The organism is Polymorphospora rubra, assembly GCF_018324255.1.
GTDB classification, from domain to species: Bacteria; Actinomycetota; Actinomycetes; order Mycobacteriales; family Micromonosporaceae; genus Polymorphospora; species Polymorphospora rubra.
This window is the reverse complement of the sequence record NZ_AP023359.1, coordinates 381,358-395,811: the sequence shown is the minus strand read 5'-3', so window position 1 is coordinate 395,811 and position 14,454 is coordinate 381,358. Positions and strand designations below refer to the sequence as shown.

Here is a 14,454-nt window from a genome sequence, read left to right as displayed (position 1 = left end):
ATCTGCGGAAGGATAAGAGCCAATCTCGGAGGAGTGGCATGACCAGTACGGTGCGAGGTAGCCAACTGGCCCGCCTGCTCGGGCAGTGGCATGCACTCCCGGGCCGCCGACGCAGCCCCGACTACGCCGCCCTCGCCGGCGCCATCCGCGGCCTGCTCGCCGACGGGCGCCTGCCGCTGGGCGTACGGCTGCCCGCCGAGCGGGAACTGGCCGAGGCGCTGAAGGTCAGCCGTACCACGGTCACCGCCGCCTACCGGGAACTGCGCGAGACCGGGCACCTGACCAGCCGGCGCGGCGCCGGCAGTTGGACCACGCTGCCCGGCGGGCACCGGGTGGCCAGCTCCGGGCTGTGGACCCCGCAGGACGACCTCGACATGATCGACCTCGGGGTCGCCGCGCTCGCCGCCCCGCCCGAACTGGTCCCCGCCGCCCGCGCCGCCGCCGAGGACCTGCCCCGCTATCTCCACGGCGCCGGCTACCACCCGACCGGAATAGCCGAACTGCGCGAGGCCGTCGCGCGTACGTACACCGACCGCGGCCTGCCGACCAGCCCCGAACAGATCATGGTGACCAACGGCACCCAGCACGCCCTGGACCTGGTGCTGCGGCTGACCCTGCCGCCCGGGGCGGGCGTACTGGTCGAATCACCCACCTATCCCAACGCGCTCGCCGCGCTCGCCGCCCGCCGGGCCCGGATCGCCACCCACGGCCTGGCGGTCACCCCCGAGGGCGACGGGGCCGGCTGGGACGGCGAACTGCTGCTCGCCAGCCTGCGCCAGACCCGGCCCCGGTTGGCCTACCTGATCCCCGAGTTCCAGAACCCGACCGGGCACCTGATGCCGGCCGCGCTGCGCGAGTCGGTCGTCGCCGCGGCCCACGCCAGCGGAACCGACCTGATCATCGACGAGTCGTTCGTGGACCTGCCGCTGGACGGCACCCCGATGCCGCCACCGACCGCCGTCTTCGACCGGCACTCCCGGGTCATCTGCATCGGCGGGATGAGCAAGCCCTACTGGGGCGGGATGCGGATCGGCTGGGTACGCGCGTCCGCGCCGCTGGTGCAGCGGCTGGCCGCCGCCCGGGTCGGCGTCGACATGGCCAGCCCGGTCCTCGACCAGCTGGTCGCCGTACGGCTGCTCGCCCAGGCCGCGACGATCGTGTCGGCCCGGCGTACGCAGCTCGCCGCGCAGCGCGACGCCATGCTCGCCGCCGTGGCCGACATGCTGCCGGACTGGCGCATCTCGGTGCCCGGCGGCGGGGTCACGCTCTGGGCCGAACTGGACGGGCCGGTCTCCAGCGCCCTGGCCCGGGCCGCCGAGGACGTCGGGGTACGGCTCGCACCCGGCCCCCGGTTCGGCCTGGACGGTACGCTCGAACGCTTCCTGCGACTGCCGTTCACGCTGCCCGCCGCCGAACTCGTCGACGCGGTGCAGCGGATCGCCGCGGTCCGCTACGACCTCGACCGGACCAGCCGTCCACGGTGGAGTGAACCGGCCGTCATCGCCTGACCCGCGCCCGGCGCGGGAGGCGCAGCCGTGGCGCGTGACCACGGCTCCGGACACGCGCGGGGCGGGCGTCCCCTGGACGCCCGCCCCGGCACGGCGGTCAGATCTCGGCGAGCGAACCCTCGTACATCCGCTCGATCTCGGCCCCGAAGTTGGTTTCCACGCTGCGCCGCTTGATCTTCAGCGACGGCGTGATCTCACCGTCCTCGATGGTCAGGTCGCGCGGGAGGATGGTGACCTTTTTGATCGTCTCCCACCGGTTGAGCTTGCCGTTCAGCTCCTTCACGTAGCCCTCGACCATCGCCTGCGCCTCCGGCGAGGCGACGATCTCCGCGTACGACTTCCCGGCCAGCGGCCCGCCGGCCGCCCACCCCGTGATCGCGTCCGGGTCGAGGGTGACCAGCATCGTGCAGTAGTTGCGGGCCTGCCCGATCACCACCGCCTGCGACGTGTACGGACACACCGCCTTGAACATGCCCTCGATGTGCGACGGCGCGATGTACTTGCCGCCGGACGTCTTGACCAGGTCCTTCTTCCGGTCGGTGATCTTCAGGTAGCCGTCGGCGTCCAGCTCACCGATGTCACCGGTACGGAAGAAGCCGTCCTCGGTGAACGCGGCGGCCGTCTCGTCCGGCAGGTTGTGGTAGCCGCGCATCACCGGCTTGCCGCGGACCAGGATCTCGCCGTCGGGATCGATCCGGCACTCCAGGTCGCCGAGCGCCTGGCCGACGGTACCGATCCGGAGCTTGCCCGGCCGGTTGACGAAGTTGCCGGCGCTCGTCTCGGTCAGGCCGTAGCCCTCGGAGATCGGCAGGTTGGCGGCGGCGAAGAACTCGCCGATGTCCTTGCTCAGTGGTGCGGCACCGGAGACCAGCACCCGGATCCGGCCGCCGAGGCGGGCCTGGAGCTTGCTGAAGACCAGCTTCTCGGCCAGCCCGTAGCGGAACTTCAGCCCACCCGGCACCGGCTTGCCGGCCTGTTCCAGGGCGACCTTCTCGAGGCCGGTACGGACCGCCCAGGAGAAGATCTTCGCCTTGGCGCCGCCGCCGTCCCGGGCGGTGGTGACCGCCTTGTTGTAGACCTTCTCGAAGACCCGGGGGGCGCCGCACATCAGCGTCGGCCGGACCACGCCGAGCATCTCGACCAGCTTGTCCACCCGGCCGTCGACGTACGTGCGCAGACCGACGTGGATGACGCCGCAGATCAGCGTCTTGCCGAACGAGTGCGACAGCGGCAGCCAGAGGTACTGGAGATCGTCGGCGATGAGCAGGTTGTTCTGGCCCTGCGCGATCCCCTCCCAGCACCAGCCGCCGTGCAGCAGTTCGACCCCCTTGGGCCGGCCGGTCGTACCCGAGGTGTAGATCAGCGTCGCCAGGTGGTCCGGCCCGATCTCGGCCACCACCTTGTCGATCAGGTCCGGCTCGGCCGCGAGTGCCTCGCGGCCCCGCTTCTCCACCTCGGCCATCGTCAGCTGGGGGAACGGTGCGGCCGGGTCCGCCTCGCCGTCGATGAGGATGACGTGGGTCAGTGCCGGCAGGGTCGCGTCGGCGAGCTTGCCGGCCTGCATCGGGTTCTCCGCGACCACGACCTTGGAGCCGGAGTCGGCGACGATGAACGCGGCGTCCTCGGGCTCGGTGGTCGGGTAGACGGTCGTGGTGGCCCCGCCGGCACACATGATGCCCAGGTCGGCCAGTACCCACTCGAGCCGGGTGCCGGCGACGATCGCCACCCGGTCCTCGCTGCTGATCCCGAGCCCGCGCAGACCGGCCGCGAACGCCTTGGCCCGGTCGCCGACCTGCGACCAGGTCAGCCAGACCGGCCCGGAATCGTCCGCGGCCGGGTGGGCGAACGCCTCGCGGTCGGGAGTCTTCGCGATGCGCTTGAAAAACATGTCCGGGATGGACCGGTACGGGACGTCAAGTGTCATATGGGGGCCGCCTCCGGGGTCGAGGTAGTGTCCGTGATCGTGGTCACGTTAATTCAGTGTTACCGAGGCTATTTGGGCTGACCACTTTCGGCTAGTCCCGGCCGGCCGTGTCGACGCCTCGGCCGCCCCGTGGCTGCCCGCCCGGCGGTGCCGACACCTCGGCCGCGGCCGCCCGGCGGTTGCCCGCCCCGCCCGCCCCGCCCGCCCGGCCCGGCCCGGCGACGCACCTGTGCCCGAACCGGACGAAGCCGACCCCCGGCGTCGGTGACGCGGGAGCCGGCTCGCGGCCTGCCAGGTGGCGCGGGCTGACGTCAGTCGTCGTCGCGGTCGTCGTCGTCATCGTCGTCGTCCTGCTCGAACTTGACGATCTCGCCGGTCTCCCGGTCGACGTAGACCTCGTACTCGACCTTGCCCTTGTCGATCTCGACCTCCCAGACCGGACGGCCGTGCTCGCGGTCCCGTTCGACCTCTTCGACCGTGCCGCCGCCGGTCCTGGCGAGCGCGATCTCCTTGGCACGCTCGGCCGAGACCGCGTCGCCGCCCGACGTCGGGCTGCCGGTCGGGCTATTGGTCGGGCTGCCGTTGGTCGGCGCCGGGTCGGTCGTCTCTCCACTGCCCGGTGTGCTCGGGGTGCCGGGCGCGGTGGGGGCGCCGGTCAGGGCGACGGTGGTCGTCTGCGGGCGGTCCCGGGTGGTGTCCGACGCCGCCGCGACGCCGAGTGCGGTACCGGTGAACGCCAGGGCGGCGACTCCGCCGACGGCCAGGGCGACGATCGACTTGCGGGTCATGGTGGAACCTCCTTCGGTTGCTTCTGAACAAGAGGTTCGCCCGGATCGGGATAGCGCCGCGCTGTGCGAACGCTAAGGCCGGGTTAAGGGGGTGATCGTCTGCGGTTGAGGCACTCCCGGTACGGCGTGTCGACCGCCTGAACCGCAGACGATCAAGGCGACCACCGGAGTTGATCGCCGCAGCGGGTCGCCGAGGTGATCCGGGGCGGTTGCCGGCCGGCCACCGGTGTCGATCGTCGGGTCGGGTACCGCTGTCGGCCTCCACAGCGAATTCGGCGTAGAAACAGCGAATTCGGGGTCTTCGCGCTTATCTGTGGGTGTGTTTGGTGTGGTGTGTGTGGCGCATGCCGTTCCCGGTCTAGGTTCTCGGCTTGTCGAGGGTCGAGTTCCAGGGATCGGGGAACGGCATGCGTGGTGTCAGGGTATGGCAACGGTTGCTCGGGGTTGAGCGGGCGGTGGTGGAGCGGGTGGAGTGGTCTGAGGAGGGGGGTGATGGGGGCGGGTTCGTGGTGGCGCATGTGCGGTTGCATGCGGGGGCGAGGTCTCGGTGTGGGGTGTGTCGGCGGCGGTGTGTGGGTTATGACCGGGGTGAGGGGCGGCGTCGGTGGAGGGCGCCGGATCTGGGGACGGTTCGGGTGGTGATCGAGGCGGATGCGCCGAGGGTGTCGTGTCGGGTGCATGGGGTGGTGGTGGCGGCGGTGCCGTGGGCACGGCACGGGGCGGGTCACACGTTGGCGTTTGACGAGATGGTGGCGTGGCTTGCGACGGTGGCGTCGAAGTCGGCGGTGCGGCAGTTGATGCGGGTGGCGTGGTCGACGGTCGGCGCGATCGTGGCGCGGGTGTGGGCTGACACCGGTGGTGCGGTGGATCGGTTTGCGGGGTTGACCCGGATCGGGATCGATGAGATTTCGTACCGGCGGGGTGAGAAGTATCTGACGGTCGTGGTTGACCATGACAGTGGCCGGTTGTTGTGGGTTCATCCGGGCCGTCACGAGGCGACGTTGAACCTGTTCTTCGATCTGCTGGGTCCGCGGCGGTGTGCGGCGTTGCGGTTGGTGTCGGCTGATGGGGCGCCGTGGATCGCACGGGTGGTGGCCAGGCGGTGTCCGCAGGCGGTGCGGTGTGCTGATCCGTTCCATGTGGTCGCCTGGGCTGTGGACGCGTTGGACGTGGTGCGTAGGCAGGCGTGGAACAACGCCGTGGGCCGGGTCCGGGGTCCGGCGAAGGGCGGGCCGGGTGGGCGGGGTGTGTCAGCGGAGTTGAAACGCTGCCGGTGGGCGTTGTGGAAGAACCCGGAGAACCTAACCCAGAAGCAGACCGCCCAACTGGCGTGGATCGCCCGGACCGATTCGCGTCTACACCGTGCCTACCTACTCAAGGAGGGCCTGCGATATGCGTTCACGGTCAAGGGCCAGGCGGGCAGGGAAGCGATCGACCGATGGATCAGTTGGGCCCGACGCTGCCGGATCCCGGCGTTCGTCGACCTGTCACGACGGATCGTCCGGCACCGCGACGCGATCGACGCGGCACTGGACCACGGCCTGTCCAACGCCCTGGTCGAAAGCACCAACGCCAAGATCCGCCTGATCATCCGGATGGCGTACGGCTTCCGCAACATCGACGCGCTCATCTCGATGGCCCTGCTCAGCCTCGGAGGACACCGACCGACCCTACCCGGCCGGACACGACCACCCACCCTGCCCCAACCCACCCACGGATGAGTAAGAAGACCCCGAATTCGCTGTGGGCCGCAACAGCGACCGGCCCGTCGCCTCCATGACGCGCGCCGGCGGGACCCCATGCCCCCGCCCCGCGCCGCCCCGCGCCGCCCCGCGCCGCCCCGCGCCGCCCCGCGCCGCCCCGCGCCGCCCCGCGCCGCCCCGCGCCGCCCCGCGCCGCCCCGCGCCGCCCCGCGCCGCCCCGCGCCGCCCGCGCCGCCCCGCCCCGCCCCGCCCAGCCCAGCCCCGCCCAGCCCAGCCGCGATCTTGCACTTGTCGCCTGGCAAATCGGACAGAAGGAGGAGATAACTGCAAGATCGCGCGGGAGAGGGGAGCGGGAGAGGGGACAGGCGAGGGGCGAGGGGCGTGGGGAGGCCCGTGGAGGGCGGGAGGGGACAGGTGAGGGGGCGGGCACGTGCGGGAAGGGGAAGGGGGTCAGGGGTGGGTGGGTGGGCCGAGGGTCAGGGTGAGCTGGGCGCCGCCGGTCGGGCTGGCGGTCAGGTCCAGGTGGCCGCCGCTGGACTGGGCCGCCCGTCGGGCGATGTCGAGCCCGAGCCCCGTCGACCCGCCCCGGCTCTCGCCCCGGCGTACCTGGTCGGCGGGCAGGCCCGGCCCGTCGTCGGCCACCGTCAGCAGCGCGCCGCCGCCCGGCCGGGCGGCCAGCGTCACCGTGAACGCGGTGCCGTCGGGGGTGTGCGCGAACACGTTGCCCAGCAGGGCGTCGAGCGCCGCGGCGAGGTCGTCGGCGGACAGCCCCACCGGCAGCGGGCCGGGGGCCAGATCGAGGGCGACGGCCCGGCCGGTGTCCTCGGCGAGCACCGACCAGAAGTTGACCCGGTCACGTACGACGGCCGCCGCCTCGCAGCCCTCCGGAGCCGGGGTGTCGCTGCGCTTGCGGGCCTGGGTGATCACGCCGGTGACGGCCCGTTCGAGGGCGTCGACGCCGGCGGTGATTCGGGCGGCGTCGGACGGATCGGCCAGCGACTCGGCCTCCAGGCGCAGGGCGGTCAGCGGGGTACGCAGCCGGTGGGACAGGTCGGCGACCTGCTCGCGTTCCTCGCGCAGCAGTTCCTGGATCCGCCCGGCCAGGTGGTTGAGCGCGCCGGCGACCTCGCGCAGTTCCGGCGGGCCGGTCGGGGTGGCCCGGGCGGTGAGTTCGGCCCGGGCCAGGCGGTGGGACACCTCGGACAGTTCGCCGATCGGTCGTACGAGGTTGCGGGCCAGCCGGTCGGCGACCAGCAGCCCGAGCAGCACCAGCGTGGCACCGAGGCCGGCGAGCACCAGCCAGGCCCGGGTGACGCCACGGGTCAGTTCGGCGTCGGGGACGAAGGTGCGTACGACCGCGGTCCCGTCCGGCCGCCCCTGCACCGCGACCACGATCTCGTGGCCGCCGTCGCCGTCGGCGGTGAAGCTGCGGCCGCGGGCGGCGAGTTCGACCGCCGGGGTACGCGGTGTCGGCGTACCCAGCACCGATCCGTCGGGCAGGAAGATGGTGACCGGCTGGCCGGACGCGGCCGCGACCTGCTCCGCGCTCAGCCGCAGGGTGTCCGGGTCGGCGGCGCCGACGGCGGCCACGATGCCCTGCATCTCGGCGGTGGCGGCGCCGACCGCCCGGTCCTGCGCGACGCTGCGCAGCAGCAGTGCCAGCGGCACCAGGAAGGCGACCAGCACCAGGATGGTGGTGGCCGCCACCAGCAGCGACAGCCGGCTCCTCACCGGGGCTCCGCCGGCGCGTCGAGGCGTACCCCGACGCCGCGCACGGTGTGCAGGTAACGCGGTTCCTGCGCGGTCTCGCCGAGCTTGCGGCGCAACCACGACAGGTGCACGTCGACGGTCTTGTCGGCGCCGCCGTACGGCACCTGCCAGACCTCGGTCAGCAGTTCGCGTTTGCTGACCACCTGGCCGGCCCGGGCGGCGAGATGGTGCAGCAGGTCGAACTCGCGCGGGGTCAGGTCGAGCGGTTCGCCGGCGAGACTGGCCACCCGGGAGGCGGGGTCGACGCGCAGCTCGCCGACGGTCACCGTGCTGTCGACCGGCTCGCTGCCGCCGCGGCGCAGCACCGCCCGTACCCGGGCGTCGAGCTGGGCGGCGGTGAACGGCTTGACGACGTAGTCGTCGGCGCCCGCGTCGAGCCCCCGGACGATCTCCGCCTCGTCGTCCCGCGCCGTCGCGATGATCACCGGCACCTTGCTGACGGCGCGCAGCATCCGCAGCAGTTCCAGGCCGTCGAGGTCGGGCAGGCCGAGATCGAGTACGACGAGGTCGGGCCGGTCGTTCAGGGCGCTCTGGAGGCCCCCGAGGGCGGTGTGCGCGGCGGCGACGGCATGCCCGCGGTCGCGCAGTGCGCGGATCAGCGGGGTCCGGATCGCCAGGTCGTCTTCGATGATCAGCAGGCGGGCCACAGCAGGCACGTTATCCCGGTCGATCGGCGTACCCGAGACCCGTTAACGGTCTTTTAGGGTTCCCCGGCCCCGACGTTAACGCGGCGGGGTGGATAGTCGGGGCATGCGCCGTCGAACCGTACTCGCCGTGGCCGGCTGGCTGGCCGCCGTCGCCGCCGCCACCCTGACCGGGGTGGGGGCCCTGAACGTCATCGGCGCCGGGATCACCGGCGGTTCGGGGGGCGAGGTCTACAGCCAGGAGCGGATCGCCCGGGACCTGGCCCTGCCGTCGTCGGTCGCCGCTCCGTCGACCGGTCCGACCGGCACGCCGTCGCCGGGCCCGACCGCGAGCGTCGCGCCGACCACGACGACCACGTCCCCGGATCCCCGTCACGCCCTGTCCACCCCCGGCGGTACGGTCGTCGCCCGCTGCGTCGGTAACGAGGCGGAGCTGACGTCGTGGACCCCGGCCCAGGGCTACGGGGCGTCCGACGCCGACCGCGGCCCGGACGACGACGCCGAGGTCACCTTCGACGGCCCGGGCGGCAGCTTCGAGGTCACCGTCACCTGCGTCGACGGCACCCCCAAGGCAACCTGGGAACTGGACGACGACTGAGCCACTCACCCCCGCCCCTCGCGTTTCCGCGATCTTGCACTTGTCGCCCGGCAAAACCGGCGAATGGGGGAGACAACCGCAAGATCGCGGGAAGGTTGGTGGGGTCAGAAGCCCAGCTTCGCCTCGCGCAGCCGGGCCGCCAGCGGCGGGGAGCCCTCGATCTGGGCGCGGGCGGCCCGCTGCCGGCCGCTGAGGAACAGCACCAGTTCGGCCGGGGCGGCGACGAGCCGCAGCCGGTCACCGCCGGCACCGGCGGACGTCTCGCCGTACCCGGGGGCCTGCACCAGCACGGCGGCGCGGAACCGGCGCAGGCTCAGCCGGGCCAGCGTCGACGCCCGCCGCCACAGGGTGGCCTGGAAGTCGGCGGCGAGGTCGCGCGGGTGCCAGCCCGGCTGGGCCCGCCGTACGTCCTCGTGGTGGATGAAGAACTCCATCGTGTTCGCCGCCCCGTCGAGCAGCGGGTTGCTGATCGGGCTCCACCACGGCGGACGGCGCACCAGGTCCACGATCTCCGGGTAGGGTCGGCCGGCGATCCGCAGCCGCACCCGTTCGGCGTAGCCGCGCAGGGGCGGCAGCAGGATTCCGCCGGCCGCGTCCGGCCGGCGCTCCCGGACGATCAGGTGTGCCGCCAGGTCGCGGGTGCTCCAGCCGTCGTTGAGGGTGGGGGCGTCGGGGCCGACGGCGAGGAACAGGTCGGCCAGGTCCCGGCGTTCGGTCTGGGCGTACGTCGGCATCCCTGGATCGTAGGCGCGATCGGGCCGGGCGGCGCGCCGGGCGACCCGACACCCGGGCGGTCGCCGGGTGTGACCGCCGTTACGTCTGTTACCAGGTCGTCACAGCGGGGTCGGGTGGGCGAGGATGGGGGGTCGTCCCCGGTAAGGCCGGGCGGCGGGTCGGGCAACTTACGGCGGGGTCGTCCCGGTCGGGCCGGGCGACGGGTGGGGCAACTCACGGCGGGGGATCGTCCCGGCAAGGCCGGGCGACGGGTAGGGCAGCAACTCACGGCGGGGGACAGTGTGGCGAAGACGAGTCGGGACATCCTGCTTCGAGGCATGCGCATCCTCGGATACGCCATCCGGGAACAGCCCAGGATCTTCACCGTGGCGGTGGCCGGCAGCCTGCTCTTCGGCCTGGTCACCATCGCCAGCGCGTACGTGGTCGGCGCCATCATCGGCGACGTCGCGGTGCCCGCGGTCGAGGGCGGCCGGATCGACGTCACCCTGCTCGCCCTCGGTGCCGCCACCCTGTTCGGGATCAGCGTCCTGAAGGTGGTCGGCATCTTCGGCCGCCGGCTCGGCGCCGGCTTCATGCAGTACCGGTTGCAGGCCAGCTACCGGCGCCGGGTCACCCGCCGCTACCTCGACCTGCCACTGTCCTGGCACCAGCGGCACGCGACCGGCACGCTGCTGTCGAACGCCAACTCCGACGTGGAGGCGGCCTGGTTCCCGATCGCGCCCCTGCCGTTCGCGGTCGGCACGGTCCTGATGCTGGTCACGGCGATGGGCTCGCTCTTCGTCACGGACTGGGTGCTGGCCCTGGTCGGCCTGGCGATCTTCCCGGCGCTGTTCGCCCTCAACGTCGTCTACTCCCGCCGGATGGCGCCCAAACAGGCCCGCGCCCAGCAGTTGCGGGCCGAGGTCTCGGCGATCGCGCACGAGAGCTTCGACGGCGCGCTGGTGGTCAAGACCATGGGGCGCGAGGCGCCGGAGACCGAGCGGTTCGCCGGCCGGGCCGGCGAGCTGCGCGACGCGCTGATCGGGGTCGGCCGGCTGCGTGGCGTCTTCGACCCGCTGCTGGAGACCCTGCCCAGCCTCGGCACCCTGGCGATCCTGCTGGTCGGCGCCGTCCGGCTCAGCCAGGGCGCGATCACCGTCGCCGAACTGGTCAGCGTCGCCTTCCTGTTCACCGTGCTGGCGTTCCCCGTACGCGCCATCGGCTGGGTGCTCGCCGAACTGCCGCGCAGCGTCGCCGGCTGGGACCGGGTCGTGCGGGTGCTCGACGCCACCGGCGAGATGGCGTACGGCCGCACCGAACTCGACCGGCGGGGCGGCGCCCCGGCCACCCTGACCTTCGACCGGGTCGGCTACGCCTATCCCACCGGCGACGACGACCGACCGGGACAGCCGGTGCTGCGCGACGTGTCGTTCACCGTGCCGGCCGGCCGCACCGTGGCGCTGGTGGGACCGACCGGTTCCGGCAAGTCGACGATCGCCTCGCTCGCCGTACGGCTGGTCGACCCGTCGTCCGGCACCGTCGACATCGACGGCGTCGACGTACGCGATCTCGCCGGCGACTCGCTCGCCGGCACCGTCGCGCTCGTCGCCCAGGTTCCGTTCGTCTTCGACGACACCGTACGGGCCAACATCTCGCTCGACCGGGCCGACATCGGCGACGAGGACGTGTGGGCGGCCCTGCGGCTGGCCGAGGCGGACGGGTTCGTCGCCCGGCTGCCCGAGGCGCTGGACACCAGGGTCGGCGAACGCGGCACGTCGCTGTCCGGCGGGCAGCGGCAGCGGCTCACCCTGGCCCGGGCACTGGCCGGCCGACCCCGGCTGCTGGTGCTCGACGACGCCACGAGCGCGGTCGACCCACGGGTCGAGGCGGCCATCCTCGCCGCGCTGCGCGGCGCCGACCGGGGCGAGGACCCCGGCGCCGGTACGTCGATCCTCGTCGTCGCCTACCGGCGGGCCACGATCGCGCTCGCCGACGAGGTCGTCTACGTCGAGCAGGGCCGGGTCGTCGCCCGGGGCAGCCACCAGGCCCTGCTCGCCGACGTGCCCGGCTACGCCAGCCTGGTGACCGCGTACGAACGGGCCGAGGCCGAACGGGAGCGGGAGAAGCCGTACGAATCCGACGACGCCGCGTCGGCCAGCCCGACGGCGCAGCGCAGCGAGGTGACGCCGTGAGCGCGAGGAGTGAGCGAGCGCAGCGAGTGAGCCCCGCAGTCGCGAACGAGAGGTTGGCACCGTGAGCGCGAGGAGTGAGCGAGCGCAGCGAGTGAGCCCCGCAGTCGCGAACGAAAGGCGGGCAACCGTGACCACCGAGACCGCGACCAAGGCGACTGCCGCCTCTGAGGGCACCTGGCGGACGATGCGTCGGGGGCTGGCGCTTTCACCGGAGTTGCGGACCGGGCTCGGCGGCACGATCGCGCTCGCCCTGGTGGCGATGGTCGGGCGGGCTGTGGTGCCGGTCGCCATCCAGCAGGGCATCGACCGGGGCCTCGCCGCCGAGGGCGGCCCGGATCTCGGGGTCGTCGGCGCGGTGGTGGCGGTGACCGCGGCGATCCTCGCGGTGACGACGTTGTGCGGCTATCTGATGATGCGCCGGCTCTTCACGGTCAGCGAGACCGCGCTGGCCGGGATCCGGACCCGGACCTTCCGGCACGTGCACGACCTGTCGATGCTGCACCAGCAGTCGGAGCGGCGCGGTTCGCTGGTGTCGCGGGTGACGAGCGACATCGACCAGGTGAGCCAGTTCCTCCAGTGGGGCGGGGTGATCCTGCTCATCAACGGCGGGCAGGTGGTGGTCACCGCCGTGGTGATGGCCGTCTACTCGTGGCAGCTCACCCTGGTGGTCCTCGCGGCGTTCGTTCCGGCCGTGATCGTGATCCGGGCGTTCCAGCGCCGGCTGGCCGGGGCGTACGGTGTGGTCCGCCAGCGGACCGGGGCGATGCTCGCGGCGGTGTCCGAGACGGTGGTCGGCGCGCCGGTCATCCGGGCGTACGGGGTGTCGGGGCGGATCGCCCGGCGGCTGGAGGAGACGATCGACCAGCACCGGGTCGCCCAGCAGCGGGCCATCCGCACCAGCGTGACCAGTTTCTCGGTCGGCGAGATCGCGACCGGTCTGGCGCTGGCGGCGGTGGTGGTGCTCGGCGTCCGGCTCGGTGTCGACGGCACGATGACGATCGGCCAGCTCACCGCGTTCCTGTTCCTGGTGACGCTGTTCGTCCAGCCGGTGCAGATCGCGACCGAGGTGCTCAACGAGGCGCAGAACGCGATCGCCGGTTGGCGGCGGGTGCTCGACGTACTCGACGTGGCGCCGGACGTCGCCGACCCGGGCGTGGCGGGCAGGGACCTGCCGGCCGGGCCGATCGACGTCCGGTTCGTCGACGTCGCGTACGCGTACCCGGCGGGCGACGGGGAGCGCGGGCCGAACGTGCTCTCCGACGTCACGTTGGAGATCCCGGCGAAGACCCGGGTCGCGGTCGTCGGGGAGACCGGCGGCGGCAAGACCACCTTCGCCAAGCTGCTCACCCGGCTGATGGATCCGACCCAGGGCGAGGTGCTGCTGTCCGGGGTGCCGCTGACCGACGTACGGTTCGAGTCGCTGCGCCGGCGGGTGGTGATGGTGCCGCAGGACGGGTTCCTGTTCGACACCACGGTCGGCGACAACGTGCGCTTCGGCCGGCCGTCGCTGTCCGACGGGGAGCTCTCGGCGGCGTTCGCCGACCTGGGGCTCGCCGACTGGGTCGACGGGTTGCCGGCCGGGCTCGACACCCCGGTGGGGGAGCGCGGCGAGGCGCTCAGTGTCGGGGAGCGGCAGTTGGTGGCGCTGGCCAGGGCGTACGTCGCCGACCCGGACCTGCTGGTGCTGGACGAGGCGACGAGCGCGGTCGACCCGGCGACGGAGGTACGGCTCCAGCGGACCCTGGAGGCGGTGACCCGGGGGCGTACGACGGTCGCGATCGCGCACCGGCTCTCCACGGCCCAGGCGGCCGACGAGGTGATCGTCGTCGACAAGGGACGGGTGGTGCAGCGCGGCCCGCACGCCGAGTTGTTGCGTGACCCGGGTTCGGTCTACGCCCTGCTCTTCGCGTCCTGGCTGGAGCAGACCCGCTGATCCTGCCGGCCGGCGGCGGCCGGGGAGGAGGCCGCCGCCCGCGGGTCAGCGGGAGTAGAACTCGACGACGAGCTGCTCGTCGCAGATCACCGGCACCTCCCGTCGGGCCGGTTCGCGCAGCAGGGTCGCGGTCAGGTCGGACAGGCTGACCGACAGGTACGGGGCGGTCGGCCCGTCGGAGGCGTACCCGCCGGCGGCGGCGACCTGGAACGGCGGCTTGGTGCGGCTGCGCTCGCGTACGGTCACGACCTGGTCGGGCCGCAGCCGGTACGACGGCCGGTCGACCTTGACACCGTCCACTGTGAAGTGTCCGTGGGCGACGAGTTGGCGGGCCTGGTAGATGGTGCGGGCCAGCCCGGCCCGGTGTACGACCGCGTCGAGGCGGCGTTCGAGCAGGTTGACCAGTTGCTCGCCGGTCTTGCCGGTGCTGCGGGCCGCCTCGTCGAAGGCACGCCGGAGCTGGGTCTCGCTGATGTTGTACTGGTGCCGCAGCCGCTGCTTCTCCAGCAGTCGGACCTGGTAGTCCGAGGTCTTGCGACGGGACCGGCCGTGCACCCCCGGCGGGTACGGGCGCCGCTCGAAGTACTTGGTGCACTTGCGGGTCAGCGGGATGCCGAGCGCCCGGGAGAGTCGCACCTTCGGACGGGCTTGGTTCACGTGGACGCCTCCTGGTTGATAAG

The 14,454-nt window shown here is 72.8% G+C and carries 11 protein-coding genes; 5 read left to right on the top strand and 6 right to left on the bottom strand.

Annotation, left to right across the window (positions count from 1 at the left end):
* Window positions 1–38 precede the first annotated feature (38 nt).
* Window positions 39–1,508: a MocR-like transcription factor YczR gene (yczR, locus tag Prubr_RS01735; protein ID WP_212820941.1), complete on the top strand. Its 1,470-nt coding sequence runs from the start codon at window positions 39–41 to the stop codon at window positions 1,506–1,508.
* Between the two features lie 97 nt (window positions 1,509–1,605).
* Here the strand turns inward: yczR and Prubr_RS01730 are convergent, their stop codons facing one another.
* Window positions 1,606–3,432 (bottom strand): AMP-dependent synthetase/ligase, encoded by a 1,827-nt coding sequence (locus Prubr_RS01730; RefSeq protein WP_212820939.1) that lies wholly within the window; start codon window positions 3,430–3,432, stop codon window positions 1,606–1,608.
* Window positions 3,433–3,743: 311 nt separating this feature from the next.
* Window positions 3,744–4,220, bottom strand: coding sequence for a PepSY domain-containing protein (locus tag Prubr_RS01725; RefSeq protein WP_212820937.1), 477 nt, complete (start codon window positions 4,218–4,220; stop codon window positions 3,744–3,746).
* A gap of 407 nt (window positions 4,221–4,627) precedes the next feature.
* Here Prubr_RS01725 and Prubr_RS01720 point away from each other — a divergent pair, with 407 nt between their 5' ends.
* Window positions 4,628–5,941, top strand: a complete 1,314-nt coding sequence (locus Prubr_RS01720; protein WP_212827334.1) for an ISL3 family transposase — start codon at window positions 4,628–4,630, stop codon at window positions 5,939–5,941.
* Between the two features lie 432 nt (window positions 5,942–6,373).
* Here the strand turns inward: Prubr_RS01720 and Prubr_RS01715 are convergent, their stop codons facing one another.
* Window positions 6,374–7,654 (bottom strand): sensor histidine kinase, encoded by a 1,281-nt coding sequence (locus Prubr_RS01715; RefSeq protein ID WP_212820935.1) that lies wholly within the window; start codon window positions 7,652–7,654, stop codon window positions 6,374–6,376.
* On the bottom strand, window positions 7,651–8,340 hold the full coding sequence (locus Prubr_RS01710) for a response regulator transcription factor (RefSeq protein ID WP_212820934.1): 690 nt from the start codon (window positions 8,338–8,340) through the stop codon (window positions 7,651–7,653). The genes Prubr_RS01715 and Prubr_RS01710 overlap by 4 nt, the downstream gene beginning before the upstream one ends.
* Window positions 8,341–8,443: 103 nt before the next feature.
* Here Prubr_RS01710 and Prubr_RS01705 point away from each other — a divergent pair, with 103 nt between their 5' ends.
* Complete coding sequence (locus Prubr_RS01705; protein WP_212820932.1) at window positions 8,444–8,935, top strand: septum formation initiator; 492 nt, start codon at window positions 8,444–8,446, stop codon at window positions 8,933–8,935.
* A 104-nt stretch (window positions 8,936–9,039) separates the two neighbouring features.
* On the opposite strand, the gene Prubr_RS01700 is transcribed toward Prubr_RS01705, so the two are convergent.
* Window positions 9,040–9,669 carry a TIGR03085 family metal-binding protein gene (locus Prubr_RS01700; RefSeq protein WP_212820930.1) on the bottom strand — a complete coding sequence of 210 codons (630 nt, stop codon included), beginning with the start codon at window positions 9,667–9,669 and terminating at the stop codon, window positions 9,040–9,042.
* 318 nt (window positions 9,670–9,987) lie between these two features.
* Between Prubr_RS01700 and Prubr_RS01695 the strand changes: the two genes are divergently transcribed.
* Window positions 9,988–11,841: an ABC transporter ATP-binding protein gene (locus Prubr_RS01695; RefSeq protein WP_212820928.1), complete on the top strand. Its 1,854-nt coding sequence runs from the start codon at window positions 9,988–9,990 to the stop codon at window positions 11,839–11,841.
* Between the two features lie 184 nt (window positions 11,842–12,025).
* The gene (locus Prubr_RS01690; RefSeq protein ID WP_212827332.1) at window positions 12,026–13,774 is read left to right on the top strand and encodes an ABC transporter ATP-binding protein; all 1,749 of its coding nucleotides are present in this window, start codon (window positions 12,026–12,028) and stop codon (window positions 13,772–13,774) included.
* A gap of 45 nt (window positions 13,775–13,819) precedes the next feature.
* Here the strand turns inward: Prubr_RS01690 and rpsD are convergent, their stop codons facing one another.
* Window positions 13,820–14,431 carry a 30S ribosomal protein S4 gene (gene rpsD / locus Prubr_RS01685; RefSeq protein ID WP_212820926.1) on the bottom strand — a complete coding sequence of 204 codons (612 nt, stop codon included), beginning with the start codon at window positions 14,429–14,431 and terminating at the stop codon, window positions 13,820–13,822.
* Window positions 14,432–14,454 lie beyond the last annotated feature (23 nt).

Coding starts and splice junctions, on each gene's coding strand:
- yczR (WP_212820941.1), top strand. CDS start 39: ATGACCAGTACGGTGCGAGGTAGCCAACTGGCCCGCCTGCTCGGGCAG.
- Prubr_RS01730 (WP_212820939.1), bottom strand. CDS start 3,432: ATGACACTTGACGTCCCGTACCGGTCCATCCCGGACATGTTTTTCAAG.
- Prubr_RS01725 (WP_212820937.1), bottom strand. CDS start 4,220: ATGACCCGCAAGTCGATCGTCGCCCTGGCCGTCGGCGGAGTCGCCGCC.
- Prubr_RS01720 (WP_212827334.1), top strand. CDS start 4,628: ATGCGTGGTGTCAGGGTATGGCAACGGTTGCTCGGGGTTGAGCGGGCG.
- Prubr_RS01705 (WP_212820932.1), top strand. CDS start 8,444: ATGCGCCGTCGAACCGTACTCGCCGTGGCCGGCTGGCTGGCCGCCGTC.
- Prubr_RS01700 (WP_212820930.1), bottom strand. CDS start 9,669: ATGCCGACGTACGCCCAGACCGAACGCCGGGACCTGGCCGACCTGTTC.
- Prubr_RS01695 (WP_212820928.1), top strand. CDS start 9,988: ATGCGCATCCTCGGATACGCCATCCGGGAACAGCCCAGGATCTTCACC.
- Prubr_RS01690 (WP_212827332.1), top strand. CDS start 12,026: ATGCGTCGGGGGCTGGCGCTTTCACCGGAGTTGCGGACCGGGCTCGGC.